Origin of the sequence: Roseateles depolymerans (genome assembly GCF_003387155.1) — a bacterium.
GTDB lineage: Bacteria > Pseudomonadota > Gammaproteobacteria > Burkholderiales > Burkholderiaceae_C > Roseateles > Roseateles depolymerans.
The window spans coordinates 139,669-165,890 of record NZ_QUMT01000003.1 but is presented as its reverse complement, the minus strand read 5'-3'; the positions used below and the strand labels follow the sequence as shown (position 1 = coordinate 165,890).

The 26,222-nt window shown below is 66.9% G+C and carries 26 protein-coding genes, 1 tRNA gene and 1 pseudogene; 19 read left to right on the top strand and 9 right to left on the bottom strand.

Translation table 11 applies throughout. The features are described 5' to 3' along the window. The first annotated feature begins 7 nt into the window (after window positions 1-7). The 14 genes from DES44_RS14565 (at window position 8) to DES44_RS14495 (ending at window position 14,015) form a co-directional block, all read left to right on the top strand. A complete protein-coding gene (locus tag DES44_RS14565; RefSeq protein WP_058933983.1) occupies window positions 8-886 on the top strand; it encodes a polyprenyl synthetase family protein in 879 nt (292 codons plus the stop codon). Window positions 887-897: 11 nt separating this feature from the next. After that, on the top strand, window positions 898-2,073 hold the full coding sequence (locus DES44_RS14560; RefSeq protein ID WP_083525998.1) for a methyltransferase: 1,176 nt from the start codon (window positions 898-900) through the stop codon (window positions 2,071-2,073). Between the two features lie 90 nt (window positions 2,074-2,163). Then, window positions 2,164-3,117 (top strand): chlorophyll synthesis pathway protein BchC, encoded by a 954-nt coding sequence (gene bchC / locus DES44_RS14555; RefSeq protein WP_058933984.1) that lies wholly within the window; start codon window positions 2,164-2,166, stop codon window positions 3,115-3,117. 49 nt (window positions 3,118-3,166) lie between these two features. Continuing rightward, window positions 3,167-4,210: a chlorophyllide a reductase iron protein subunit X gene (locus DES44_RS14550; RefSeq protein ID WP_083525351.1), complete on the top strand. Its 1,044-nt coding sequence runs from the start codon at window positions 3,167-3,169 to the stop codon at window positions 4,208-4,210. Window positions 4,211-4,222: 12 nt separating this feature from the next. Next, window positions 4,223-5,710, top strand: a complete 1,488-nt coding sequence (gene bchY / locus DES44_RS14545; protein ID WP_058933985.1) for a chlorophyllide a reductase subunit Y — start codon at window positions 4,223-4,225, stop codon at window positions 5,708-5,710. Further along, entirely contained in the window at window positions 5,707-7,191 is a 1,485-nt protein-coding gene (bchZ, locus tag DES44_RS14540; protein WP_058933986.1) for a chlorophyllide a reductase subunit Z, read from the top strand. The genes bchY and bchZ overlap by 4 nt, the downstream gene beginning before the upstream one ends. 97 nt (window positions 7,192-7,288) lie before the next feature. Further along, window positions 7,289-7,438 (top strand): light-harvesting antenna LH1, beta subunit, encoded by a 150-nt coding sequence (gene pufB / locus DES44_RS14535; RefSeq protein WP_058933987.1) that lies wholly within the window; start codon window positions 7,289-7,291, stop codon window positions 7,436-7,438. A 37-nt stretch (window positions 7,439-7,475) separates the two neighbouring features. After that, window positions 7,476-7,700, top strand: a complete 225-nt coding sequence (locus tag DES44_RS14530) for a hypothetical protein (protein ID WP_058933988.1) — start codon at window positions 7,476-7,478, stop codon at window positions 7,698-7,700. Between the two features lie 11 nt (window positions 7,701-7,711). After that, window positions 7,712-7,903 (top strand): light-harvesting antenna LH1, alpha subunit, encoded by a 192-nt coding sequence (gene pufA / locus DES44_RS14525; protein ID WP_058933989.1) that lies wholly within the window; start codon window positions 7,712-7,714, stop codon window positions 7,901-7,903. Between the two features lie 106 nt (window positions 7,904-8,009). After that, window positions 8,010-8,834, top strand: a complete 825-nt coding sequence (pufL, locus tag DES44_RS14520) for a photosynthetic reaction center subunit L (RefSeq protein WP_058933990.1) — start codon at window positions 8,010-8,012, stop codon at window positions 8,832-8,834. Between the two features lie 92 nt (window positions 8,835-8,926). Beyond that, on the top strand, window positions 8,927-9,907 hold the full coding sequence (gene pufM / locus DES44_RS14515; protein ID WP_058933991.1) for a photosynthetic reaction center subunit M: 981 nt from the start codon (window positions 8,927-8,929) through the stop codon (window positions 9,905-9,907). A 226-nt stretch (window positions 9,908-10,133) separates the two neighbouring features. Then, complete coding sequence (gene pufC, locus DES44_RS14505) at window positions 10,134-11,291, top strand: photosynthetic reaction center cytochrome PufC (protein ID WP_083525352.1); 1,158 nt, start codon at window positions 10,134-10,136, stop codon at window positions 11,289-11,291. A gap of 163 nt (window positions 11,292-11,454) precedes the next feature. After that, window positions 11,455-12,627 (top strand): PAS domain-containing protein, encoded by a 1,173-nt coding sequence (locus DES44_RS14500; RefSeq protein WP_147307099.1) that lies wholly within the window; start codon window positions 11,455-11,457, stop codon window positions 12,625-12,627. A 101-nt stretch (window positions 12,628-12,728) separates the two neighbouring features. Then, window positions 12,729-14,015 (top strand): putative Na+/H+ antiporter, encoded by a 1,287-nt coding sequence (locus DES44_RS14495; protein ID WP_198164902.1) that lies wholly within the window; start codon window positions 12,729-12,731, stop codon window positions 14,013-14,015. On the opposite strand, the gene DES44_RS14490 is transcribed toward DES44_RS14495, so the two are convergent. From DES44_RS14490 to DES44_RS14455, 8 genes are all read right to left on the bottom strand, one after another. Then, on the bottom strand, window positions 14,002-15,030 hold the full coding sequence (locus DES44_RS14490) for a hypothetical protein (RefSeq protein ID WP_058933994.1): 1,029 nt from the start codon (window positions 15,028-15,030) through the stop codon (window positions 14,002-14,004). The genes DES44_RS14495 and DES44_RS14490 overlap by 14 nt on opposite strands. Before the next feature lie 130 nt (window positions 15,031-15,160). After that, complete coding sequence (cspE, locus tag DES44_RS14485) at window positions 15,161-15,373, bottom strand: transcription antiterminator/RNA stability regulator CspE (RefSeq protein ID WP_058933995.1); 213 nt, start codon at window positions 15,371-15,373, stop codon at window positions 15,161-15,163. 235 nt (window positions 15,374-15,608) lie between these two features. After that, window positions 15,609-15,962, bottom strand: coding sequence for an RNA-binding regulator (rbp, locus tag DES44_RS14480; RefSeq protein WP_058933996.1), 354 nt, complete (start codon window positions 15,960-15,962; stop codon window positions 15,609-15,611). 73 nt (window positions 15,963-16,035) lie between these two features. After that, the gene (locus DES44_RS14475; RefSeq protein ID WP_058933997.1) at window positions 16,036-16,230 is read right to left on the bottom strand and encodes a hypothetical protein; all 195 of its coding nucleotides are present in this window, start codon (window positions 16,228-16,230) and stop codon (window positions 16,036-16,038) included. Between the two features lie 271 nt (window positions 16,231-16,501). After that, the gene (locus DES44_RS14470; protein ID WP_058933998.1) at window positions 16,502-17,851 is read right to left on the bottom strand and encodes a type II toxin-antitoxin system HipA family toxin; all 1,350 of its coding nucleotides are present in this window, start codon (window positions 17,849-17,851) and stop codon (window positions 16,502-16,504) included. 3 nt (window positions 17,852-17,854) lie between these two features. Further along, the gene (locus DES44_RS14465) at window positions 17,855-18,142 is read right to left on the bottom strand and encodes a helix-turn-helix transcriptional regulator (RefSeq protein WP_083525354.1); all 288 of its coding nucleotides are present in this window, start codon (window positions 18,140-18,142) and stop codon (window positions 17,855-17,857) included. 285 nt (window positions 18,143-18,427) lie between these two features. Then, window positions 18,428-18,504, bottom strand: a tRNA-Pro gene (locus DES44_RS14460). Between the two features lie 65 nt (window positions 18,505-18,569). Next, a complete protein-coding gene (locus DES44_RS14455) occupies window positions 18,570-19,499 on the bottom strand; it encodes a polyprenyl synthetase family protein (protein WP_058933999.1) in 930 nt (309 codons plus the stop codon). 683 nt (window positions 19,500-20,182) lie between these two features. Here DES44_RS14455 and rplU point away from each other — a divergent pair. The 4 genes and pseudogenes from rplU to proB all read left to right on the top strand — a co-directional run bounded on the left by rplU (window position 20,183) and on the right by proB (window position 23,460). Next, window positions 20,183-20,494 (top strand): 50S ribosomal protein L21, encoded by a 312-nt coding sequence (gene rplU / locus DES44_RS14450; RefSeq protein ID WP_058934000.1) that lies wholly within the window; start codon window positions 20,183-20,185, stop codon window positions 20,492-20,494. 50 nt (window positions 20,495-20,544) lie between these two features. Continuing rightward, window positions 20,545-20,802, top strand: a complete 258-nt coding sequence (gene rpmA, locus DES44_RS14445; protein ID WP_058934001.1) for a 50S ribosomal protein L27 — start codon at window positions 20,545-20,547, stop codon at window positions 20,800-20,802. A gap of 190 nt (window positions 20,803-20,992) precedes the next feature. Next, window positions 20,993-22,045 (top strand): annotated as a pseudogene (gene cgtA / locus DES44_RS14440) (Obg family GTPase CgtA); the annotation flags it as partial. A 296-nt stretch (window positions 22,046-22,341) separates the two neighbouring features. Further along, the gene (gene proB, locus DES44_RS14435) at window positions 22,342-23,460 is read left to right on the top strand and encodes a glutamate 5-kinase (protein WP_058934002.1); all 1,119 of its coding nucleotides are present in this window, start codon (window positions 22,342-22,344) and stop codon (window positions 23,458-23,460) included. A gap of 78 nt (window positions 23,461-23,538) precedes the next feature. Here the strand turns inward: proB and DES44_RS14430 are convergent, their stop codons facing one another. Next, window positions 23,539-24,288 (bottom strand): RNA pyrophosphohydrolase, encoded by a 750-nt coding sequence (locus tag DES44_RS14430; RefSeq protein ID WP_233441659.1) that lies wholly within the window; start codon window positions 24,286-24,288, stop codon window positions 23,539-23,541. 111 nt (window positions 24,289-24,399) lie between these two features. Here DES44_RS14430 and DES44_RS14425 point away from each other — a divergent pair, with 111 nt between their 5' ends. Next, complete coding sequence (locus tag DES44_RS14425) at window positions 24,400-26,154, top strand: proline--tRNA ligase (protein WP_058934003.1); 1,755 nt, start codon at window positions 24,400-24,402, stop codon at window positions 26,152-26,154. The last annotated feature ends 68 nt before the right edge of the window (window positions 26,155-26,222 follow it).

Below are 26,222 nucleotides of genomic sequence, written 5' to 3'. Positions count from 1 at the left end.
GGCCGCTATGTCCTATGACGACCGGATTGAACGGGCCCTGCGGGCCAGCCTGGTGCCGGCCTTGCAGCCGGGGCATCCCCCACAACTGGCCGCGGCCCTGCAGCACGCGGTGTTTCCGGGCGGTGCCCGGATCCGTCCCAAGCTGACGCTGGCGGTGGCGCAGGCCTGCGGAGAAGACGACGCCAGCCTCAGCGACGGTGTGGCGGCTTCGATCGAACTGCTGCACTGTGCCTCGCTCGTGCATGACGATCTCCCGTGTTTTGATGATGCCCAGACGAGACGGGGCCGACCCTCGGTGCACAACGCCTTCGGAGAACGGCTGGCGGTGCTGGCCGGGGATGCCCTGATCGTGGCGGCCTTCGAGGTGCTGGGGCGCAGTTGCCGGCAGCACCTGTCGCGGCTGCCGGTGCTGCTGCGGTCGGTGACGCAGGGCGTGGGCATGCCGCTGGGCATCGTGGCCGGGCAGGCCTGGGAATGCGAGCCGCAGTTGTCGCTGGCGGATTACCAGCAGGCCAAGACGGGGGCGCTGTTTGCGGCGGCCACCATGGCCGGTGCGCAGGCCGCCGGGGCTGACGGTGAACCCTGGCGCGCCCTGGGCGAGCGGCTGGGCCAGACCTACCAGGTGGCCGACGACATCCGCGATGTGGTGCTGGATGCCGAGGTGCTGGGCAAGCCGGGTGGGCAGGACGTGGCGCTGGACCGTCCCAGCTATGCCCGCGCCCTGGGCCTGGACGGCGCGATGGCGGAATTCCAGCGCCTGGTGCAGGCCACCTTGCTGACCGTGCCGGTGTGCCCGGGGGCGTCGCAGTTCCGCCAGCTCATCCGGCGTGAAGCGGACCGCCTGGTCCCGCAGCAACTGTGCGCCCGGATGGCGTCCACCGTCTGAAGGGACCGGCCATGCACAGCGTGTCTCCACCGCCGCCGGGCCTGGCACCGCCCACCCCGCACTGGAGCGACACGCCGCTGGCCTGGCGCGACCGCCTCCTGGCCAGCCCGCGCTTTCGGCGCTGGGCGCAGTCCTTCCCACTGACTCGCTGGGTGGCCCGGCGCCGGGCGACGGCGGTGTTCGATCTGGTGGCCGGTTTCGTGTATTCGCAGGTGCTGCTGGCCTGCGTGCAACTGCGCCTGTTCGACCTGCTGCTGGCGGAGGGGCCCCAGACTCCCCACGCGCTGGCAGCCCGGGGGAAGTTGCCGCTGGCCTCCACCGAGCGACTGCTGCGGGCGGCCGTGGCCCTGCAACTGCTGGAAGCTCGGGCCCATGGCCGGTTTGGGCTGGGGCCGCTGGGCGCACCGCTGGCCGCGGATGCGGGCCTGGCCGCGATGATCGAGCATCACACGGCGCTGTACCGCGACCTGGCCCAGCCGCTCACCCTGCTGCGCGGCGACGCCTCGGCCGCGCCGGCGGGGGCGGGGCTCTCGCGCTACTGGCCCTATGCCGGCACCGACGCGCCGGACACTCTGCCGCCGGGCCAGTTGCTGGCCTATTCGGAGCTGATGGCTGCTTCGCAGCCGCTGGTGGCCGACCAGGTGCTGCAGGCCTATTCATTGCAGGACCACCGCCGTCTGCTCGACGTGGGCGGCGGCACCGGGGCCTTTGCCTGCCGGGCGGCGTACGTCGCGCCGCATCTGTCGGTGCAGGTCTTTGATCTGCCTGGCGTTGCCGCGCTGGCGCGGCAGCGCTTCGAACAGGCGGGGCTGAGTGCGCGCTGCTCGGCCGAGGGCGGCGATTTCTTCGAGGACCCATTGCCGCCGGGGGCCGACCTGGTCACCTTGTTGCGCGTGGTCCATGACCATGACGACGCCCGCGTCCTGCGCCTGCTGCGCGCGGTGCGCCTGGCCCTGGTGCCTGGCGGCACGCTGCTGCTGGCCGAGCCATTTGCCGACACCCCCGGCGCCGAGCGCATGGGCGATGCCTACTTCGGGATGTATCTCCTGGCCATGGGCAGAGGCGAGCCTCGCAGTGAAGCGCGGCTGCGCGCCCTGCTGCTGGCGGCGGGCTTCGAGAAGGTGCAGCGCCTGCCCACGGCCTTGCCGCTGCAGGCCAGCGCGCTCCTCGCGAAAACCCCCACCTGATCGAATGTAAATTCAGGTTGACGTTTTGTGGTGTAAGCGTAGGATGACTTTCATGGACACCTTCCTCACCCCCACCCAACGGGCTCCGTCATGAACACCCAAGCCGTGGTCATCGAGCAGCCCCAGCGCCTGAGCCTCACGCCGCTGCGCCTGCCGACACCACAAGCCGGCGACGTGGTGGTGGAAGTGGAATTCAGCGGCATCAGCACTGGCACCGAACGACTGATCTGGGACGGCACCATGCCGATGTTCCCCGGCATGGGCTATCCGCTGGTGCCGGGTTATGAGGCCGTCGGGCGGGTGATCGCCGTGGGCGCGGACAGCACCCACTGGGTCGGCCAGCGCGTCTTCGTGCCGGGTGCCCGCTGCTTCGGCGAAGTGCGCGGGCTTTTTGGGGCCTCGGCCTCGCGCCTGGTGGTGCCGGAAGCCAAGGTCGTGCCGGTGGACGAGAAGCTCGGCGAGCGTGCCGTGCTGCTGGCGCTGGCCGCAACCGCTTATCACAGCGTGGCTGGCGGCGGCCAGGGCCAGCCGCACACACCGCCCGACCTGATCGTGGGTCACGGCGTGCTGGGCCGGCTGCTGGCCCGCATGAACGTGGCCGCAGGCATTCAGGACTTCACCGTCTGGGAGACCAACCCGGTCCGCCAGTCGGGCGCCACCGGCTACCGCGTGCTGCATCCGCAGGACGATCCGCGCCGCGACTACCGCGCCATCTACGACGTCAGCGGCGACGCCGGCCTGCTGGACAGCCTCATCGGACGCCTGGGCTTTGGCGGCGAGGTCGTGCTGGCCGGCTTCTATGCCCAGCCGCTGTCCCTGAATTTCCCGCCCGCCTTCATGCGGGAAGCGCGCATCCGGGTGGCGGCCGAATGGAAGAAGCCCGACATGTGGGCCGTGAATGCCCTGCTGCATGCAGGCCGGCTGTCCCTGGACGGCCTGCTGACCCACAGCGAGCCGGCGGAGCGCGCGCAGGCAGCCTACACCCAGGCGTTCGGCGATGCCGCCTGCCTGAAGATGGTTCTGGACTGGAGACACCACGCATGACCGATTCCACCGCTGTCGTGGGCCCTCGTGCCTGCGTGAAGGACCCCGCATGAGCACCTCCACCATCCCGGCCGAGGCCACGGTGACCTTCCAGCCGCGCCGCCAGAGCGCGGTCCAGTCGCATGTGGACGCGCTGCGCGACGAGGCTGCGGCCGAGCCGCAAGCCCCCGCCACCGGCGCCGTCACCAAGACCACGCAGATCATCGCCATCTACGGCAAGGGCGGCATCGGCAAGAGCTTCACCCTGGCCAATCTCAGCTACATGATGGCCCAGCAGGGCAAGAAGGTGCTGCTGATCGGCTGCGATCCCAAGAGCGACACCACCAGCCTGCTGTTCGGCGGCAAGGCCTGCCCGACCATCATCGAGACCAGCAGCCGCAAGAAGCTGGCCGGCGAGGCCGTGGCCATCGGGGATGTCTGCTTCAAGCGCGACGGCGTCTACGCCATGGAGCTGGGCGGCCCGGAGGTGGGGCGCGGCTGCGGCGGGCGCGGCATCATCCACGGCTTCGAGACGCTGGAGAAGCTGGGCTTCCACGACTGGGGCTTCGACTACGTGCTGCTGGACTTCCTGGGCGACGTGGTGTGCGGCGGCTTCGGACTGCCGATCGCCCGCGACATGTGCCAGAAGGTCATCGTGGTGGCGAGCAACGACCTGCAGAGCCTGTACGTGGCCAACAACGTGTGCAGCGCGGTCGAGTACTTCCGCAAGCTCGGCGGCAATGTCGGCGTGGCCGGCATGGTGATCAACAAGGACGACGGCACCGGCGAAGCCTCCGCCTTCGCCCGCAATGCCGGCATCCCGGTGCTGGCCGCGATTCCGGCGCATGAGGACATCCGCCGCAAGAGCGCCAGCTACGAAATCATCGGCAAGCCGGACGGGGAGTGGGGGCCGCTGTTCGAAGAACTGGCGCAGAACGTGGCCGATGCGCCGCCGCAGCGCCCCAAGCCCCAGACCCAGGACGAGCTGCTCGGGCTGTTCGCCGCCGAAGTCACCGGCCGCGACTTCCAGATGGAGCCCGCCACGCTGTTCGACATGGTCGGCCGCAGCGAGATCACCAAGCCCACGCTCGAAGTGGTCTACGACGCCACCTGACCGGCCACCATCATGAGCCAATGCCACGCCGCCCTTGAACGAGCCCAGGCCGAAAGCGCCGCCACGCGTGAAACGCTGGCGCGTTATGCGGCGGACTATCCAACGGCCGGCACCGGCCCGCATGACCAGCCGCAGAGCATGTGCCCGGCCTTCGGATCGCTGCGAGTGGGGCTGCGCATGCGTCGCACCGCCACCATCCTCAGCGGCTCGGCCTGCTGCGTCTACGGACTGACCTTCACCTCGCACTTCTACGGCGCCAAGCGCAGCGTCGGTTATGTGCCGTTCAACAGCGAGAGCCTGGTGACCGGCAAGCTCTTCGAGGACATCCGCGAGGCCGTGCATGCCCAGGCCGATCCGGCACTGCTGGATGCACTGGTCGTCATCAACCTGTGCGTGCCGACCGCCAGCGGGGTGCCGCTGCAGCTGCTGCCCAAGGTGATCAACGGCGTTCGCATCATCGGCATCGACGTGCCCGGCTTCGGCGTCCCGACCCATGCGGAAGCCAAGGACGTGCTGGCTGGCGCGATGCTGCAGCGGGCCCGCAGCGAAGCCGAGGCGGGGCCGGTCTCCGCGCCGCGCGGATGGCGCGAACAGGGCCTCGATGAAGCCCGCACGGTGAGCCTGCTGGGCGAGCTGTTTCCGGCCGACCCGATGGTGATCGGCGCGTTGCTGGCGCCGCTGGGCCTGAAGGTGGGCCCCACGGTGCCGACGCGTGAATGGCGCGAGCTGTATGCGGCGCTGGATTGCAGCGTCGTCGCGGCCACGCATCCGTTCTACACCGCCTGCGTGCGGGAGCTGAAGGCGGCCGGTCGTCCGGTCGTGGGCTCCGCGCCGGTGGGGGCTGAAGGCACGGCGGCCTGGCTGCGCGCCATCGGCGAGGCGGCGGAGGTGCCGTCGGCCCAGGTGGAAGCGGCCATTGCCGCGGTGCTGCCGTCCATCCAGGGCGCATTGGCCCGTTCCCCCACCAACGCCCGTGTCACCGTCAGCGGCTATGAGGGGTCCGAGCTGCTGGTGGCCCGGCTGCTGATCGAAAGCGGGGCCACCGTGCCTTATGTGGGCACGGCCTGTCCCCACACGCCATGGTCCGAGCCGGACCGCGTCTGGCTGGAAGCCCATGGCTGCGAAGTGCAATACCGCGCGACGCTGCAGCAGGACCTGGCTGCCGTGCAACGCCACCGGCCGCAGCTGGCCATCGGCACCACGCCGCTGGTGCAGGCCTGCAAGGAGCGGGGCCTGCCGGCGCTGTACTTCACCAACCTGATCTCGGCCCGTCCGCTGATGGGACCTGCTGGCGCCGGATCACTCGCCCAGGTGATCAACGCGGCCATCGCCAACCAGTCCCGCTTCGACGCAATGCGTGACTTCTTCGGGGACGTCGGCACCGGCGACCAGGCCGGCATCTGGTCCGAGACGCCCGTGCTGCATCCCGGCTTCCGGGAAGACACCCGGCGCCAGGTCATCAAGGTGATGAAGCGTCGCCAGTCGGAGCAGATGCTGTGAGCTTCGTCCTCGACCACGACCGGGCCGGCGGCTATTGGGGCGCCGTGTATGTCTTCACCGCCATCAAGGGCCTGCAGGTGGTCATCGACGGCCCGGTGGGCTGCGAGAACCTGCCGGTGACCTCGGTGCTGCACTACACCGATGCCCTGCCGCCGCATGAACTGCCCATCGTGGTCACCGGCCTGGCCGAGGAGCAACTGGGCCGCGAAGGCACCGAGGGCAGCATGCGCCGCGCCCATGCCGCGCTCGACCCGGACCTGCCCAGCGTGGTGGTCACCGGCTCGATCGCCGAGATGATCGGCGGCGGTGTCACGCCCGAGGGCACGACCATCGCCCGCTTCCTGCCGCGCACCATCGACGAAGACCAGTGGCAATGCGCCAACCGCGCGATGTACTGGCTGTGGTCCGAGCACGGCCTGCGCCAGGTGCCGGCCCGCACGCCCTTCGAGCAGCGCCCGGCTGGTGAGAAGCCGCGGGTCAACCTGATCGGCCCCTGCTACGGGCAGTTCAACAGCGCCAGTGACCTGCATGAGATCTGCCGCCTGGTGGAGGGCATCGGGGCCGAGGTCAACATGAGCTTCCCGCTGGGCAGCCACCTGGCCGATGTGCCGCAACTGGCCCAGGCCGACGTCAACGTGTGCCTGTACCGCGAATTCGGCCAGCTGCTGTGCGAGACGCTGGACCGGCCCTGGCTGCAGGCGCCCATCGGCCTGCACAGCACCACCGCCTTCCTGCGCGAGCTGGGCCGGTTGCTGCATCTGGATCCCGAACCCTTCATCGAGCGCGAGAAGCACACCACCATCAAGCCCTTGTGGGACCTGTGGCGCTCGGTTACGCAGGACTTCTTCGCCACCGCCAGTTTCGGCATCGTGGCCAGCGAGACCTACACCCGCGGCGTGCGGCATTTCCTGGAAGACGAGCTGGGCCTGCCCTGCCAGTTCGCCATCGCCCGCAAGCCGGGCGAGAAGACCAACAACGCGCAGGTGCGGGCGCTGGTGCATCAGAAGCCGCCGCTGGTGCTGTATGGCAGCTTCAACGAACGCATGTACCTGGCCGAGGCGGCCAGCAGCGGGTCGATGAAGCCTGCTTTCATCCCGGCCTCGTTCCCCGGCGCCATCGTTCGCCGCGCCACCGGCACGCCGTTCATGGGGTATGCCGGCGCCACCTACCTGGTGCAGGAATTCTGCAACGCGCTGTTCGACGCGCTGTTCCACATCCTGCCGCTGGGCACCGATCTGGACCGTGTCGATCCCACCCCCGCACGGGCGCTGGCCGCGCTGCCCTGGAGCGATGCCGCGCGTGAACTGCTGGAAGAGCTGCTGGAAGCCCAGCCGCTGCTGGTGCGCATCTCTGCCGCCAAGCGGCTGCGCGACCAGGCGGAAGCCGCCGCACGGGCCCGGCAGGGCGCCACGGTGGACGTGGAGGACCTGGAGCGACAGGCCCGTCAGCTGGCCGCTGCCGCGCTGGGAGCGGTGGCATGAACACAAGGCTTGCCGTGGGCCTGTTGCCCAGGAAGTCCCTGCCGCGCGGGAGCTGCGCGGTGCTGGGCCGCAAGGTCCATTCTCAGGAGTGATCGATATGGCTGATAACAGATCAGGCTCGTTATCCGGGCTGACTGACAACGAAGCCCGGGAGTTCCACGGCATCTTCATGACCAGCTTCATCGGCTTCACGGCGATTGCCGTGGTGGCCCATGTGCTGGTGTGGATGTGGCGTCCGTGGCTCTGAGCCCGGGCATGAGTTCCCACTGAAAGAGAGGTCCGCCATGGCGCACATCACCAACCTTCCAGCAGGCAGCACTGCCGCGCAGGACACCAGGACCGATGCGGCCCTGTTCCTCGTGAGCTTCCTTTTCGTGCTCCTGATCGCGCTTGCCGCGCAGATGTTGTTTCTGGACTGGCGCACGTGGTTGCCCGGGGCGGAGGGTGAGAAATCACTGATCAAGGGTGTTCGGGCAGGGGTCTATACCTTCATGTCCCACCTCAATTAGGAGATCCAAGCATGTGGAAGATCTGGTTGTTATTCGACCCGCGCAGAGCGCTGGTCGCGCTGTTCGCCTTCTTGTTCGTTCTGGCGCTGGTGATTCACTTCATCCTGCTCAGCACCAACAAGTACAACTGGCTCGACGGTCCGAACACCAAGCCGGTGGTTCAGAACTCGGCGATGCCGGCGCCGGCGCCAGCGCCGAAGTAGTCCTCGCGTCCGCGCCCATGACGGTGCGGGGTGTATGCCTCGCACCGCCTCGCGACTGCACAGGGCCCCGCATCCCGCGGGTGACCCTCTACCTGAGGTGGCAAACATGGCCATGCTGAACTTCGAGAGGAAGTACCGCGTCCGCGGCGGAACCCTGCTGGGAGGCGATCTGTTCGACTTCTGGGTGGGGCCGTTCTACGTCGGCTTCTTCGGTGTCACCACGATGTTCTTTACCCTCGTGGGCACGCTGCTGATCGTCTGGGGCGCTTCCCAGGGCGGCACCTGGAACCTCTGGCGGATCAGCATCGCGCCCCCCGACCTCAAATACGGGCTGGGCATGGCGCCGCTGATGGAAGGCGGGCTGTGGCAGCTCATCACCGTCTGCGCCATCGGCGCGTTCGTGTCCTGGGCGCTGCGGGAGGTGGAGATCTGCCGCAAGCTGGGCATGGGCTATCACGTGCCCTTTGCCTTTGCCGTCGCCATCTTTGCCTATGTGACGCTGGTGGTCGTCCGCCCGGTGCTCATGGGCGCCTGGGGACACGGTTTCCCCTACGGCATCATCAGTCACCTGGACTGGGTGTCCAACACCGGCTACCAGTACCTGCACTTCCACTACAACCCGGCGCACATGCTGGCGGTGAGCTTCTTCTTCGCCACCACCTTCGCGCTGAGCCTGCACGGGGCGCTGGTGTTGTCGGCGACCAATCCGGCGCCCGGCGAGGTCGTCAAGACCGCCGAGCACGAGAACACCTTCTTCCGCGATGCCATCGGCTATTCGATCGGCACGCTGGGCATCCACCGCCTGGGCCTGTTCCTGGCCCTGTCGGCCGGTTTCTGGAGCGCCATCTGCATCGTCATCAGCGGACCGTTCTGGACCCGCGGCTGGCCGGAATGGTGGAGCTGGTGGCTCAACCTTCCGATCTGGAAGTGAAGTGATGAAGTCCCCCCACGTCCGGCCCTGCCGGCCCCTTGACCTCTGTGGTCGGTCCTCGCGGGAACCGCGGGCGGCTAAGGAGTCCTGTCATGCCTGAATATCAGAACCTTTTCACCAGCGTGCAGGTGGCCGCGCCGTCGTATCCCGGCGTGCCGCTGGGGCGGGACGAGTATCAGCGCAGCGGCGGCAGCACCCATGTCCATTGGCTGGGCCGGCTGGGGGATGCCCAGCTCGGGCCCATCTACCTGGGCTGGCTGGGGCTGTGCTCGCTGATCTGCGGCTTCATTGCCATCGAGATCATCGGGCTCAACATGCTGGCCTCGGTGAACTGGAATCCGATCCAGTTCGTGCGGCAGCTGCCCTGGCTGGCGCTGGAGCCGCCGCCGCCGGCCAACGGGCTGCATCTGCCGCCGCTCAACCAGGGCGGATGGTGGCTGCTGGCGGGGCTGTTCCTCACCACCTCCATCCTGCTGTGGTGGGTGCGCATGTACCGCCGCGCCCGCAAGCTGGGCATGGGCACGCATGTGGCCTGGGCCTTTGCCGCGGCCATCTGGCTCTACCTGGTGCTGGGCATCATCCGGCCGGTGCTGATGGGCAGCTTCGGCGAGGCCGTGCCCTTTGGCATTTTCCCGCATCTGGACTGGACGGCCGCCTTCTCGCTGCGCTATGGGAATCTGTTCTACAACCCGTTCCACATGCTCAGCATCGTGTTCCTGTATGGGAGCACCCTGCTGTTTGCGATGCACGGGGCGACCATCCTGGCGGTGAGCCGCTTCGGCGGCGAGCGGGAGATCGAGCAGATCACCGACCGCGGCACCGCCAGCGAGCGCGCGGCACTGTTCTGGCGCTGGACCATGGGCTTTAACGCCACCATGGAATCGATCCACCGCTGGGCCTGGTGGTTCGCGGTACTGTGTCCGCTGACCGGGGGCATCGGCATCCTGCTGACCGGCACCGTGGTGGACAACTGGTACCTGTGGGGCGTGAAACACGGCATTGCGCCGATGTATCCGGCCGTCTTCCCGCCGGTGGTCGATCCGTCGCTGGTGGTGCCCGGGGGCCAGCCATGAGCGCCGGGCGAAGGCCCCGCTCCGGCCACTCTGGGCGCTCTGGGCGCTCCGGCCGCACCTTCGGCGGCTCGCACGCCGGCCTGGCGCACTGGCCCCGTCAGCTCGCCGCCCGGCTGTGGTCGGCCCTGTGCGAGACGGGCGCGACCGTTGCCCTGCAACACGGCATCACGATGGTGAAGCCGCAGACCCTGACTGACAGCCCGGTCCACCGGGCGGGGGAGACAGCATGACGCAGACTCAGACACGCCAGCGCTCGCCCCTGCGGGTGCTGATGCTGGCCTCGACCCTGATGCTGGGGCTGCTGGCGGGCTGCGAGCGGCCGCCGGTGGAGACGGTGCAGCGCGGCTACCGCGGCACCGGCATGGAGCAGGTCTACAACCCGCGGCTGCTGGCCGAGCAGGCGGCGTCCAACGAGGCGCCGGCCCCGCTGGAGCCGGCCTCGCCGGATGGCCCCAAGGCCGGTCAGATCTACCAGAACGTCAAGGTGCTGGGCCACCTCAGCGTCGGGGAGTTCAACCGCACCATGGCCGCGATGACGGCCTGGGTGTCGCCCAAGCAAGGCTGCGTGCACTGCCACAACGTGCAGAACTTCGCCGATGACTCGCTCTATCCGAAGCTGGTGGCGCGGCGCATGCTGCAGATGACGCAGACCATCAACAGCGACTGGCAGCGCCACGTCGGCAAGACCGGCGTCACCTGCTACACCTGCCACCGCGGAGAGCCGGTGCCCAAGGAAGTGTGGTTCAAGCCGATGACGCCGAACGGCGCCAATACCTTCTCCGGCAACAAGGCCGGACAGAATGCGCCCGCGCCGAGTGTGGGACTGTCGTCGCTGCCCAACGACCCGTTCACGCCCTTCCTGCTGGAGAGCGAGAACATCCGTGTCGCCGGCATCCAGGCGCTGCCCGCCGGCAACCGTCAGTCGATCAAGCAGACGGAATGGACTTACGGGCTGATGATGCACATGTCCAAGTCGCTGGGGGTGAACTGCACGCAGTGCCACAACACCCGGGCGCTGGGCTCGTGGGACAACAGCTCGCCGCCGCGGGTCACCGCCTGGCATGGCATCCGCATGGTGCGCCAGCTGAATCTCGAATACCTGGTGCCGCTCACCCAGACCTTCCCGGCCAACCGGCTGGGGCCGACGGGCGACGTGGCCAAGGTCAATTGCGCGACTTGCCACCAGGGCGCGCACAAGCCGCTGTATGGCGCGGAAATGGCCAAGTTCCATCCGGAGCTGCTGACCAAGTCGCCGGTGGCGCCCGCTGCGGCGCCGAGCCCGGCGTCGAGTGCGGCTTCGGATGCGGCGATGGTGACGGCCGAGGACCTGCAGATGCTGCGGGCCCTCACGCCCGAAGGGGCCAAGCCCGGCGCGCCCAGCTGAACAATGGCGTGGCCGCCTGATGCGTCCCGGGGAGGGGCGCGTCCGGGCCGCCCGGTGGGAAGGGGCGCCGACAGAGCGACCCGGTACAGGATGAATCGCCACACGCCCCGGCAACGTCTTGCACGATGCCGGCCTGTCATCCCATCGATCGGGAGCCGCGACGGTGTCCACGCCCTCCGAACCCGACCTCAGTGCGTTTGCTTCGCTCGCGCACGAGCTCGCCCTCACCATGGCGCACGTGGTGGGGGACCTGGCGCTCGTGGTGGACGCCCAAGGGGTGGTCATGGCGGTGGCCGAGGGCAGCTCGGTGCCGCTGGAAGGCAGCGCGTCCTGGGTGGGACGGGCCTGGGCGGACACGGTGTGCGCCGGCAGCCGCGCCAAGCTGACCGCGCTGCTGGAGGAGGTGGACCGGTCCGGGCAGGTGGTCCATGGGCGGGAGCTGATGCATCCACAGTCGCAGGGCGGGTCGGTGCCCATTGCCTGGTCCGCCATCCGGCTGGGGCCGCTGGGACCGGTGCTGGCCGTCGGGCGCGACCTACGGGCGGTGACGGCCATGCAGCAGCGCTTTGTGGAGGTGCAGCAGGAGATGGAGCGGCACTACTGGCGCTACCGCCAGGTGCAAAGCCGCTATCAGCAGCTCTATCAGGTGGCGCACGATGCGGTGCTGATGCTGGATGCTGCCAGCCTGGTGGTGCTGCAGGCCAATGACGGCGTCGCGACGGTGCTGGGGCAGGATCTGACCCACCTGCTGCATCAGCCGCTCACGGACAACCTGCCGGACCGCCTGCGCGGCGACGTGCTGGAGTTGCTGGTGGCGGCGCGCAGCGGCGGTCGGGCGCTGTCCCGGCGAGGGCTGGTGGGCGAGAGCGCTGCGTCGCTGGACATGACCGTCGCGCCGCTGGCGGTGGACGGTCGGCGGCATCTTATGCTGCGGGTGCGGGACGCACGGCTGTCGGCGGAGGATGAAGCGCTGGCGCTGTCGCGCATGGCAGGTTTTGTTGAAAGCACGCCGCAGGGGCTGGTGATCACGGAGGCGGACGGCAGCGTGCGGATGGCCGGGGCTGCGTTCCTGGCCTGGGTCGGCCAGGAGGACGACAGCGCGATGCGACAGCGGACGCTGGCCGACTGGGTGAACGACCCAGAGGGCGCCTGGTCCGCCTTGACCACGCAGGTGCGGCGGGTGGGCATGGTGTCGGGGCAGCGGCTGAACCTGCAGTCCGCCACTGGCGATCTTCAACTGGTGGACGTGTCTGCCGCCTTGCTGGCGGAGACGGAGCCAGCCGGCGTGGGATGGGTGCTGCGGATGCGGCGCGAGGATGGCAGCGCTTCCGACTAGAATCGCCCGCTGGGTGCTGAGGGGAGGGTCCCTCAGCAGGTTGACGCGAATGGCAGGGGCGCCTCGCGGGACCTGTTGTGCCTGTTGCAGGCCTGCCCGAGATGACACCCACCACGATCCAACTGGTTGGGGCCGCGCTGTTTGCCGTTGCCCTGATCCATACCTTCTCCACCAAGTTCTTCGAGCGGCTGGCCCATTCCCAGCCCCGTCACGCGGGCCTCTGGCATCTGCTGGGCGAAGTCGAAATCGTCTTCGGCTTCTGGGCCATGGTGCTGATGCTGTTCATGTTCGGCATCGAAGGCAAGGCCAGTGCCACCCATTACCTGGACACCCGCAACTTCACCGAGCCGATGTTCGTCTTCGCCATCATGGTGATCGCGGGCACAAGGCCCATCCTGCAATTTGCAGGCACGGTGGTGCGGCTCGCCGCCAGTGCCGTGCCGCTGCCGCGCGGCATGGCCATGTACTTCATGGTGCTGGCGCTGGTGCCGCTGCTGGGGTCCTTCATCACCGAACCAGCGGCCATGACGCTGGCGGCGCTGATGCTGCGCGACACGCTGTTCTCTCAGACCGTCAGCCGCCGGCTGATGTATGCGACGGTGGGTGTGCTGTTTGTCAACATCTCCATCGGCGGGACGCTGACGCCCTTCGCCGCCCCGCCGGTGCTGATGGTGGCCAGTGCGTGGAACTGGGACATGACCTACATGCTGACGCACTTCGGCTGGAAGGCAGCGCTGGCCGTGGGCGTGAATGCAGCCACTGCGGCGCTGCTGTTCCGGAAGGAGCTGGGACACATGGGACAGACCGGGGCGGATGGCGCGAATGGCACGGACGGAGCGACCGCTGGCGGGGGCCGCGTGCCGGCCAGCATCATCGCGGTGCAGCTGATGTTCCTGGTCGGGGTGGTGGTGTTTGCCCATCATCCCGCCGTGTTCATGGGCCTGTTCCTGTTCTTCATGGGGTTTGCCACGGCCTACAGCGCCCACCAGGACCGGCTGATCCTGAAGGAGGCGCTACTGGTGGCGTTCTTCCTGGCCGGGCTGGTGGTCCTGGGCGGGCAGCAGCAGTGGTGGTTGCAGCCGGTGCTGCTGGCCATGGATGCGGACGCGGTGTACTTCGGGGCCACGGCGCTCACGGCCATCACGGACAACGCGGCGCTGACCTACCTGGGGTCGCTGGTGCCGGGGCTGAGCGAGCCGTTCAAGCTGGCCCTGGTGGCCGGGGCGGTGACGGGCGGCGGGTTGACGGTGATTGCCAATGCGCCCAATCCAGCCGGCGTAGCCATCTTGCGCGAGCGCTTCGAGGACCAGACCATTCATCCGCTGGGACTGCTGATGGCCGCATTGCCACCGACCGTGGTGGCGATGCTGGCGTTCAGGATGTTGTGAGCAGGGGCGCTGCGGTCAGTGCCAGCAGCGTTGCCGCAGACCAGGTCCGATGCAAGGCCGCAGACGATGCAGACTGCGCAGCCGTGCCCGCCTCCACGTGCTGGCGGGCATGAATGCCCAGCAACTGCCAGGCGGCCGGCGCGGATGCTGAGCGGCTGATCGAACGCCGGCGAAGCACCGGTGCGCCCTGGCAGCCAGCGCCGGACCACACATCGGTGAGGAAGCAGTCCCGGTCCTGGACCCGCATGCCCAGGGGCGACGCCAGGGCGCCGGTGCGTGCGATCGGCAGGGGGCGGCGCGGCGACGACAGGCCCACGGGAAAGCCGACCATCGACACCCCATCGCCCATCGCGATGTCTTCGCCGTGGGACGCCAGGTGGGTCTCATCGAAGGCCAGCCAAAGCGCTTTGGGTGGCAGGTCCGACGGCTCGATGGGCAGCACGGCTGCATCGATGGGACCTTGTGCATCCCGCATCTCGCGCCACAACGGCGTGTCGCCTTCCCGCAGGTGCAGGGGACAGATCTCCCGCCGTGCGGGATCCCGGGCGTCCATCGCCAGCTCGATGTCCAGCCGGTCCGGCGCAGGGGAGTCGGCCTGGCCGGCCATCACCGATCGGGCACTGACGAGAAACAGTTGCGGGCCCCGGCGGAAAAAGAATCCGCTGGCCTGGCCCACCCGCTGCTTGCCGGCATAAGCGGTCACCGGCGTGATGGCCAGCAGCATCGGGTCCAGGCCGGTCGCCTGCGGCAGCGGCTCCGTCGCCTGCAGGCTGCGGCGCAGCAGCGCGCCGTTGCGCCGCACCTCGCGCTCGAACGCGGCCAGCACCACCTCGGACATGTCGGAGTTCAGCATGACCGTGCGCGCCACTTCCGCATGCGCATCGAAGGAAGCGGACAGCCGGCTCAGGCCTGCGGCGGAGAGGGTGTCGATCACCGCCGGCAGCAGGGCGTCCAGGGCGACCAGACTGCCCTTGAGTTCACAGATGCGCTCGGTGGCCTCTTGGAGGTTTTTCATGGGGAGCTCCTGTGTCGGCAACAGTGGGGCGAAAAAAAAGCGCGGCCAGGCCGCGCTTGTTCGAGACGCTCCGCAGGGAGCGCATCGGGGTGCGTGTCCAGGTCGGGCCTGGCACGCTGGCAGTGGGGTGTCAGCCCAGGGTGCGAATTCGGGACGCCTGCGGTCCCTTCTGGCCTTGGGTCACCTCGAATTCCACGCGCTGGTTTTCGCTGAGCGTCTTGAATCCGCCGCCCTGGATTTCCTTGAAATGGGCGAAGAGGTCCTTGCCGCCATCATCGGGAGCGATGAAGCCAAAGCCCTTGCCTTCGTTGAACCACTTCACGGTACCGGTTTGAGTCGTCATGTCGATGTCTTTCCTGAGACTGTCAGACGCAACAGCGCATCTGACGAAGAGACGCCAAGAAAATCTTCATGGGGGATTCAACTGGGCACCCGGCAGAACGCCGGGGCGAGTGGAAAGACCTAAGAGCGGACGGTCTTGTGCATATCAGCGAGCCCATAGTAGTCCCAGAACCGGTGTCTGTGCAGATTTATTCTCGACACAGGCGCCAGGCCCCGGGGACAGGGCCTTGCAGGCTTTAGTAGCGGCCGCCGCCAAAGCCCCCGTTGCCGTATCCGACGTCCTGGCGCTTGGAGGCGCGGAAGCCGGCCGATGCTTCGGAGGCGGCGCCCGGCGCACGGTCTTCACGAGGACGGGCCAGGTTCACGATGATGGACCGGCCTTCGACGGACAGACCGTTCAAGCCCTTGATGGCGGCTTCTGCGTCTTCGGCGGACTTCATCTCCACGAAGCCAAAGCCTTTGGATTGACCGGTGTCACGGTCCATCATCACCCGGGCCGACACCACGGTGCCGAATTCGCCGAAGTTGCTCTTGAGGGTCGCGTCAGTGACGGAATAGGGCAGGTTGCCCACATAAATCTTGGTGGTCATGGGACGCCTTTCTGGCAGTTGTTGCATCAGCGTGATGCGTGCGGACGGAAGGGGAGGAGGGGTGCGGCTGCCGTCACGGCAGGCACGTCTGCAGCCAGCCCTGGGTGACGGCGAAGATGCGCGCAGCGTCCCGGGAGGCGAAGGTGGTGTTGAACTCGAAGCGTCGCGTGGACCTGTCGAGGCCGTGAGCGTGCTGGACGGTCACGGAAGCGCGGAAGCGGCCACTACTGGTGGCGTGCGTCGAGGGCGAGACGTCGTACTCGCCCATGGGGATCGAATGTGTGATGTTGGTCAATCAGTGGGCAGGCGGTGGTGAGGCCTGCGTGAGCCCAGGGGCTCGGTAGGTTGCAGCTCTGCGGCCTTGAGCGCAACGAAGGGCGACCGATGTCGCGGGGGTGTGCGGTGAGGTCGGCGCCGCAAAGGGCAGGGGATCACCGTACCTTCAGTGTACACCCAGTGGGTGGAGAAGGGTTTGTGGGGGGAATGGGGAAGGGGGGGCGCGCGCTCAATGGGGCCGCGTCAGCCACGAGTCGCTGGCGTCATTGGCGAAGCTGGTCAGCCGCGCTCTGCAGGCCCTCGAAGAGGCTGTTGGCGACGGTCTCCGGAAACCCATTCGGCAGCAGGGTGCGCACGGTGGCGATGACCCGTGGCGTTTGAGCCACCACCTCGTCGATCAGATACGCCACCTCACGCCCGCCTTCGGTCAAGATGCCGTGCCGCTCGCCCAGGGCGACCCAGTGGCGTCGCAGGATGTCTCGCATCTTCCAGTGCGCATTTTTGGAGCGCACCGCCATGGCCATCTTGACCTTGTGCGGCGACATCTTTGCAGGGCCTGCGCCAAGCACCGGGTAGGCGGACAGGACGTCGTACAGCGGCGTGAGTTGGAAGCGTCCTCCAGGACGCAGGAACAGGCTGAAGTTCTTGGCGTGGCCGTCGGTGGCGCACAGCATCCAGAACAGCAGCTGGGCGGTAAAGAAGTGGCGCCTGTCCTGCTCACGGGTGATGGAGCCATTCAACAGGTCAAGGATCTGGTCCATACCGGGGCCGCCGTCGGCTTCGTATTTGTTGTCCGGCGAGACACCCGTGGCCTGGCACATGTCCTCTTGCGGCAGGCGGATCAGGCGAGTGTCTCCAGAGGACGGCGTCCACCAAGCGCGGTCGAATCGTTCGACGACCAGCACCTTCATGTCCTCGAATTGCGCGGGCCAGCAAGGTGCGACGGGCAGACCAAACGCTTTGAGAATCAAGGCGCAAAGCCACTCGTTCTCCACCGAATGGCGCATGTCGAGCTTCATGCCGCCGATCAGCCCCAGGGGAAGTTTGAAGATATGGGTGGTCGGCGTATTGCCGTGCGGCAAACACCACTGGCCGTCGTGAAGCAGCAGGGCCGTTTTTTCTTGAGCCCCGGCGATGGAGATTCGGAATTCGTCGTCTTCGTCACCGCGACTCAAGAGGCCTGGGCGAGTCGTGTTGCGCAGCAGTTGGGCGACCCGGCTCTCATCCAGAGCTTCCGCCTGCAAAGGGGCGATGCCCGTGGAGGTCTGGTCCTCAGGCAGGATCTCCAGTGCCCCGACGCAGTCCCGGCCAATCTCGGCAAGCAACTCGAAAGCGTCGGTCGACCCGGTGGCGAAGCGGCGAGCCAGGCGCTCGCGGATGTCTTTGCTGTCCGGCAGCAGGTTCTCGAAAAAAGCGCGGACCTTCTCGCCATGGTGTGGCGTGTTGCCGGGCGTGAATGGCAAAGACAGGGACAAAGGGCGCCCCTGTGAGGACTGAGTCCAGGCAAGGTCGTATTGGAGTGTGTCGGGGGCGTTCGGTGCCAGTGTCCAACGGCCGACAGGGGCCCCGTTCATCCAGAGACCGAGGGTCCGGGAGTGTGAGCGGCGTCCCATGGGTCACCAGTCAGGCTGTTCGGTGCCAGACCGTGTGGGCCCTGGAGGGGGGACAGGTGATGCATCGGGATCGCGTTTGCTGAGTGCCAGCTCAACGCCAAGGATGTGCAGCAGCTTCAGCAGCCGAGCCGCGCCGACCGTTGCGGCGTTGCGTTCCAACGCAGAGTAAGTTTGCTGTGTGACGCCAAGACGCTGAGCCACCTGGCTCTGGGTCAGCCCAGCATCCTTTCGAAATGCCTGCAGCAAGGTCGTCAGTTGATCAGCCGTGCGGACGGTGAAAGATTGGCTCATACAGTCTATGGGCTGTAAAAGCTGTTTACAGCATATGATTTGTATCTGGAAGAATACCGATCAGATGCTGGCTTGGCAATCGAAAGCGGGAGGGATGCAGCGAGCGGCCTCGTTGAAAGCGCGCCGGGGTTGAGCCGGATCCGTCGGCCAAACATGTTGACGCCATCTTCAGGGTCAGGCTTTGCTTCACATCATGGGCGACGACGGTGGCAAACGGCCCCATCGCAGACGACAGACGCAAAAAAGCCCAAGCACTTTGCAGCACTTGGGCTTTTGAAGAATTCCTGGTCGGGGTGAGAGGATTCGAACCTCCGGCCTCTACGTCCCGAACGTAGCGCTCTACCAGGCTAAGCTACACCCCGATGGTTTTGTCTCAATCTGCTAAGCATCTTCGCTTAGGTTCTGATCGAAGTTTTCTTGAATTTCTTCAAGAACTTCTCTCAACCGACTGAGCCGCAAATTCTAGCAGACTTTCTCGCCACTTGTTAAGAGGCAATTGAGACAAACATTCTTTCGCGTGTTCGATCTCCGCGCGAGCCGCATCGCGAGTGGCGTCCAGGGCGCCCGTGCGGCGCACGATCTCCACGATGTCCTTCAGTCGCTCCACCTCGCCATGCTCGATGGCATGGCGGATCAGGGCGCGCTCCTGCTCGGTGCCGCGCTCCATGGCGATCAGCAGCGGCAGCGTGGGCTTGCCTTCACGGAGGTCGTCGCCCACGTTCTTGCCGAGGGACTCGCTGCTGCCCTCATAGTCCAGCGCATCGTCAATCAACTGGAATGCGGTGCCCAGCGCGCGGCCATAACCGGCGCAGGCATCTTCCAGCGGCTGCGGCGCGTCCGCCAGCACGGCGCCCAGGCGCGCGCTGGCCTCGAACAGCTTGGCGGTCTTGTAGCGGATGACGCGAAGGTAGCTGTCCACCGCCACATCCGGGTCATGCATGTTCATCAGTTGCAGCACTTCCCCCTCGGCGATGACATTGGTCGCATCCGCCAGCACTTCCAGCACCCGCATGCGATTGACCGACACCATCATCTGGAAGGCCCGCGAGTAGAGGAAGTCGCCCACCAGCACGCTGGCCGCGTTGCCAAACATCGCATTGGCGGTCTGCTTGCCGCGGCGCAGTTCGGACTCGTCCACCACGTCGTCATGCAGCAAGGTGGCCGTGTGGATGAACTCCACCACCGCGGCCAGCTCGCGGCTGGCCGGGCTGTCTGCGCCCAGTGCGTTGGCAAACATCAGCACCAGCTTGGGCCGCATGCGCTTGCCACCTGCATGGATGATGTAGGCAGAGATCTGGTTGATCAGGGCAACGTCGGAAGACAGGCGGCGCGCAATGACGGCGTCCACTTCTTCCATCTGCGCATTCAGCGCAGCGAGGACCTCGGCAACAGGGGTAGAGGCAATGGGCTGCACTCTTGGCTCACAAAAGGGGGAAGTGCGGATTATAGAAAGGCCGGCCGCCTTGCCGTGGGAGCCCGCCACTTTCTCGCACGCTTGTTGAGGTGACGGCGTCATGAGACCGCCACGGGCCACGGCGGGGCCGGGTCTTGTCCGCAGCGGGTGCGCAGGCACATGCGAGGAACGTGACGGACTGCACGCCTGCTCGAGGCTTGGGCGGAGTTTTACGTCTTTTCAGGCGGCTGGCCGATGGCGCAGGGGTTGCTCGGCCTGTGCGTTCGCAGCCTGCGCCGGAGAAGAAGGGCAGGACCTGGAAGGCGGGGAGGGGACACGCGGCCGAGGCACAATGCCTCGCCAAGCCCCGCCCCAGCGCCCCTCCAGGGCTTTTTGCCAGCCCTATGGCTTGCTTGGGGGAAACCCCTTGTGCTAGGATCTGCGGCTTCCGCGCTTTTTGCGGAAGTGCTTTCTTTGGCGAAGAAAAAGTACCAGTGACCTTGGTGCTTCCTCACCGTGATGCTTGCATGAACGCTCGAATGAGCAGCATGCGGGCCGCCGGGTGGAGCAATTTCCAAGCGCCTGGGAGCGCCGGTCCCCACAGGGGGGACTGTGTGAAGTCAAAGTGGACTGTTGAAAGGGCTGATATGTACGCGGTCATAAAAACCGGTGGCAAGCAATACAAGGTTGCTGCTGGCGAGAAGATCAAGGTAGAACAGATTGCTGCGGAAGTTGGCCAAGAGATCGTGATCGAGCAGGTGCTCGCCGTGGGTAACGGCGGCGACCTGAAGATCGGGACTCCCTTGGTTGCTGGCGCAAGCGTGAAGGCCACCGTGGTGGCGCATGGCAAGCACGACAAGGTGCGTATCTTCAAGCTGCGTCGTCGCAAGCACTACAAGAAGAGCCAAGGCCATCGCCAGACCTACACCGAGCTGGAAATCAGCGCGGTGAACGGCTGAAACATCGGTCGAAGCTTCGGCTGATTCACGCAACCATTAAGGAGTAATCCATGGCACAGAAAAAAGGCGGCGGCTCAACACGAAATGGCCGCGACTCCAAGCCCAAGATGCTGGGCGTGAAGGTGTATGGCGGTCAGGCCGTGTCGGCCGGCTCCATCATCGTCCGTCAACGTGGCACCAAGTTCCACGCTGGCACCAACGTGGGCATGGGCAAGGACCACACGCTGTTCGCACTGATCGACGGCGAAGTGTCCTTCACCGTCAAGGGCGAAAACAACCGTTCCACCGTCGTCGTCACGCCGGTCTGAATCTGTTGTTGAGTTCCTGATGCGCAGCCGCCGGGCTTGTCCCGGCCCTGCGCAACGCCAGAGCCCCGGCATTGCCCGGGGCTTTTGTCTTTTTCACGAATACGCTCCGCGTGATTTGTGAAACCTCGGGCCGCGCGGGAGCGCCGGACCATGAATTACGATTGTTCCGCTGCGGGACAGAAGGCCATCCATGAAATTCGTTGACGAAGCCACCATCGACATCGCCGCCGGCAATGGCGGCGCAGGCTGCGCGAGTTTCCGTCGCGAGAAGTTCATCCCCTTTGGCGGACCGGACGGCGGCGATGGAGGCCGTGGCGGCAGTGTCTATGCCGTGGCGGACCGCAACCTCAACACGCTGATCGACTACCGCTACGCCCGTCGCCACGAAGCGCGCAACGGCGAAGCCGGTCGCGGCTCGGACCAGTTCGGCGCCGCTGCCGAGGACATCATCCTGCGCATGCCGGTGGGCACCATCGTGCGGGACCTGGAAACCGACGAAGTCATCGCCGAGCTGCTGGAGCCGGATGTGCCGGTGCTGCTGGCCAAGGGCGGTGACGGCGGTTTCGGCAACCTGCATTTCAAGACCAGCACCAACCGCGCCCCGCGCCAGAAGACCCCCGGCTGGCCCGGCGAGGTCAAGAAGGTCAAGCTGGAGCTGCGCGTGCTGGCGGACGTCGGCCTGCTGGGCCAGCCCAATGCGGGCAAGTCCACGCTGATCGCCGCGGTCTCCAACGCCCGTCCCAAGATTGCCGACTACCCGTTCACCACGCTCTACCCGAACCTGGGCGTCGTGCGGGTGGGCCCGGAAAAGAGCTTCGTCATTGCCGACATCCCCGGCCTGATCGAAGGCGCGGCGGAAGGCGCCGGCCTGGGCCACCAGTTCCTGCGTCACCTGCAGCGCACCCGCGTGCTGCTGCATGTGGTGGACCTGGCCCCGTTCAATCCGGACGTGGACCCGGTGGCCGAAGCCAAGGCCATCGTCAAGGAACTGCAGAAGTACGACCAGACCCTCTACGAAAAGCCGCGCTGGCTGGTGCTCAACAAGCTGGACATGGTGCCGGCCGAAGAGCGCGAAGCCCGGGTGAAGGACTTCATCAAGCGCTTCAAGTGGAAGGGTCCCGTTTTCGAGATTTCCGCGCTGACGCGGGAAGGCTGCGAGACGCTGATCCGCAGCATCTACGACCACGTCGCCGCCATCAAGGCGCCGCCGCCGGAAGACGCGGATGTGCGCTTCGACGAGCCGGTGCCGGACGCGCCCAAGGCCTTCCAGGAAACCCGCGCCACCCGTGCGGCCAAGGCCAAGGCACTGAAGCTGGCCAAGGAAGCGGCGGCCCAGCCGCAGCCGGTTGCGCACGCAGACTCGGCTGAGGATGCCGAGCTGCCCGCCGCCAAGCCTTCCGTCAAGGCCGCTGCCAAGGCTGCCGCCAAGCCCGCCACTAAGCCCGCCGGCAAGACGGCCACCAAGGCCGGCGCCAAGGGCAAGAAGGCAGACAAGGCCGAGAAGGCGCCCGAACGCGACCCCCGCTTCGATCCCGCATCATGACCAGCGTGCTCCAGGGCGCCCGGCGCATCGTGGTCAAGGTGGGCTCCAGCCTCGTGACCAACGAGGGCCGGGGCGTGGATGCCGAGGCCATCGGCAACTGGTGTCGGCAGCTGGCGCAGCTGGCCCTGGAGGGGCGTGAAGTCGTGATGGTGTCCAGCGGCGCCATCGCCGAGGGCATGAAGCGCCTGGGCTGGGCCACGCGGCCCAAGGAGCTGCACGAGCTGCAGGCGGCGGCCGCCGTCGGACAGATGGGCCTGGCCCAGATGTACGAGACCAAGCTGCGCGAGCATGGCCTGACCAGCGCGCAGGTGCTGCTCACCCATGCTGACCTGGCCGACCGCGAGCGTTACCTGAACGCCCGCTCGACCTTGCTGGCGCTGCTGCTGCACCGGGTGCTGCCGGTGATCAACGAGAACGACACGGTCGTCAACGACGAGATCAAGTTCGGCGACAACGACACCCTGGGCGCCCTCGTGGCCAACCTGGTGGAAGCCGATGCGCTGGTGATCCTCACCGATCAGAAGGGGCTGTACTCCGCCGATCCTCGCAAGGACCCCTCCGCCCGCTTCATCGACCAGGCCGTGGCCGGCACGCCCGAGCTGGAGGTGATGGCCGGTGGTGCCGGCAGCAGCATCGGCCGCGGCGGCATGATCACCAAGATCCTGGCGGCCAAGCGCGCAGCCAGCAGCGGCGCCTCGACCGTCATCGCCTGGGGTCGCGAAGCCGACGTGCTGCTGCGCCTGGCCCACGGCGAAGCCATCGGCACGGCGCTGACCGCCAGCACCGCCAAGCTCGCCGCCCGCAAGCAGTGGATGGTGGATCACCTCCAGCTGCGCGGATCGGTGCGAGTGGATGCCGGTGCCGCCATCAAGCTCAAGGAAGAGGGCAAGAGCCTGCTGCCGATCGGGGTGCAGGACGTGTCCGGAGACTTCCACCGCGGCGATGTGATCGCGGTGCTCGACCCCGCCGGCCGGGAGCTGGCGCGGGGGCTGACCAACTACTCCAGCGCGGAAGCGCGCCTCATCGCGCGCAAGCCGTCCTTCGAGATCGAACGCACCCTCGGTTATGCGGCAGAGCCGGAGCTGATTCACCGGGACAACCTGGTGCTGCGCTGAAGCGAATGCCGCCAAAACAAAACCCGCCCGTCTTCAGGACGCGGCGGGTTTTTTTCTGGGACGGCTGCAAGCCGATGCTCAATCCACGATCGGCGGTTCGGGCGGGTCTGTGCGGGGAAGGCGCGCTGAGTCCGCGCTGCCTGTCTTCGCCTCAGGATGCTCGACGGGTTCCTGCATCAGGGCGGCTTGCGGGCCACCATGCCCCTCAGGGCCTTGCCCGACATGAGCGCTATGGCCGTCGTGACTGCCATGGCCCCCATGACCGCCCCCCCCCGCGTGCCGGTCATGCCGCTCCGGCCGATCCCCGCGCGGCGGCGGCCGCATGCCGGCCCGCAGGTAGCGGTTGTGATGATTCAGCCGGGGCAGGAAGCGCGCCAGTTCGGTCAGCGCCATCTGATAGACGCCGCGCTTGAACTCGATCACCGCTTCCAGCGGCACCCAGTATTCATTCCAGCGCCAGGCGTCGAACTCGGGATGGTCGGTGGCGCGCAGGTTCATGTCGCTGTCGCGGCCAGTCAGCTGCAACAGGAACCAGATCTGTTTTTGCCCGCGATAGTGCCCCCGTGCGTCCCGCCGGATGAAATGGTCTGGCACTTCATAACGTAGCCAGTCCCGCGTGCGCGCAATGATGCGCACATGGTCTGCAGTGAGGCCCACTTCCTCATGCAGCTCTCTGAACATCGCCTGCTCGGGCGTTTCTCCATGCTTGATTCCCCCTTGAGGGAACTGCCAAGAATGGGTGCGTATGCGCTTGCCCCAGAACACCTCGTTCTTGTGGTTGAGCAGGATGATGCCGACGTTGGGCCGGAAGCCTTCACGGTCGAGCATAATCACCTCAAATCATTCGTTGAGTCGATTATTGCACCGGGGCAAAGAACCGGGGCGATTGTCGCTAACCCTCAGTCCCACCGCTCTTTTTCCCCGCGTGCCGACGGCCCCATGAAAGCATCCCAGTTCTTCATCTCCACCCTCAAGGAAGCCCCCGCCGATGCGGAAATCGCCAGCCACAAGCTGATGATGCGCGCCGGCATGATCAAGCGCCTGGGCGCCGGCCTGTACAACTACATGCCGATGGGGCTGCGGGTGATCCGCAAGGTGGAAGGCATCATCCGCGCCGAGATGAACCGCGCGGGTGCGGTGGAACTGCTGATGCCGGTGGTGCAACCTGCCGAGCTCTGGCAGGAGACCGGCCGCTTCGAGAAGATGGGCCCCGAGCTGCTGCGCGTGAAGGACCGGCATGGTCGTGACTTCATCATCCAGCCCACCTCGGAAGAAGTCATCACCGACATCGCCCGCCAGGAACTGCGCAGCTACAAGCAGCTGCCCAAGAATTTCTATCACATCCAGACCAAGTTCCGGGACGAGCGCCGTCCCCGCTTCGGTGTGATGCGCGGCCGCGAGTTCACCATGAAGGACGCCTACTCCTTCGACCGTGACGTGGAAGCCGCCGGCCGCAGCTACGAGAACATGTACCAGGCCTACTGCCGCATCTTCGAGCGCATGGGCCTGCAGTACCGCGCCGTGGCGGCCGACACCGGCGCCATCGGCGGCGACCGTTCGCATGAATTCCAGGTCATCGCCGAGACCGGTGAAGACGCCATCATCTACAGCCCCGAAGGCACCTACGCGGCCAACATCGAGCTGGCCGAGGCCCTGCCGCTGCTGGCCGAACGCGCTGCGGCGGCCCAGGCGCTGACCAAGACGCCCACCCCCGGCAAGTCCACCTGCGCGGACGTGGCCGAGCTGCTGAAGCTGCCCCTGACGCAGACCGTCAAGTCCCTGGTGCTGGCCGCCGACGAGACCAATGAAGCCGGCGAAATCATCAAGACGCAGGTCTGGCTGCTGCTGGTGCGTGGCGATCACGACCTGAACGAGGTCAAGGCCGGCAAGGTGGAAGGCCTCAAGGGCGGTTTCCGCTTCGCCACCGTGTCGGAGATCGAGCAGCACTTCGGCTGCAAGCCCGGTTACCTGGGCCCCATCGGCCTCAAGCGTGACGGCGAAGGCAGCGTCAAGGTGGTGGCGGACCGTACCGTCGCCCGGATGGCCGACTTCGTCTGCGGCGCCAATGAGGTGGATGCCCACTACACCGGCGCCAACTGGGGCCGCGATCTGCCCGAGCCCGATGTCGTCGCCGACATCCGCAACGTCGTGGCCGGTGATCCCTCGCCGGACGGCAAGGGCACGCTGGCCATCCAGCGCGGCATCGAAGTGGGCCATGTGTTCTACCTCGGCACGAAGTACTCGGCCGCGATGAACGCCACCTACCTCGACGAAAACGGCAAGCCGCAGCTGATGGAAATGGGCTGCTACGGCATCGGCGTCACCCGCATCCTGGGCGCGGCGATCGAGCAGAACCATGACGAGCGCGGCATCATCTGGCCGGATGCGATTGCACCGTTCACCGTGGTGGTGTGCCCCATCGGCATGGACCGCAGCGAAGAGGTCAAGACGGCCGCCCACAAGCTCTACCAGGACCTGCTGGACCTGGGCGTGGATGTGCTGCTGGACGACCGCGGCGAGCGGCCCGGCGCGATGTTCGCCGACTGGGAACTGATCGGCGTGCCGCACCGCGTGGTGATCTCCGACCGTGGCCTGAAGGAAGGCCAGGTGGAATACCAGGGCCGTCGCGATGCCGCCGCCACCAAGCTGGCGCTGGCCGACGTGGTGCCGCATCTGCAGCAGCGCCTGAAGTGATGCCAGCCGGGCGGGGCGACGCGGTGAGCGTCCAGGCGTACCACCCGGCGCCTCCTAGCCGCCCGGGT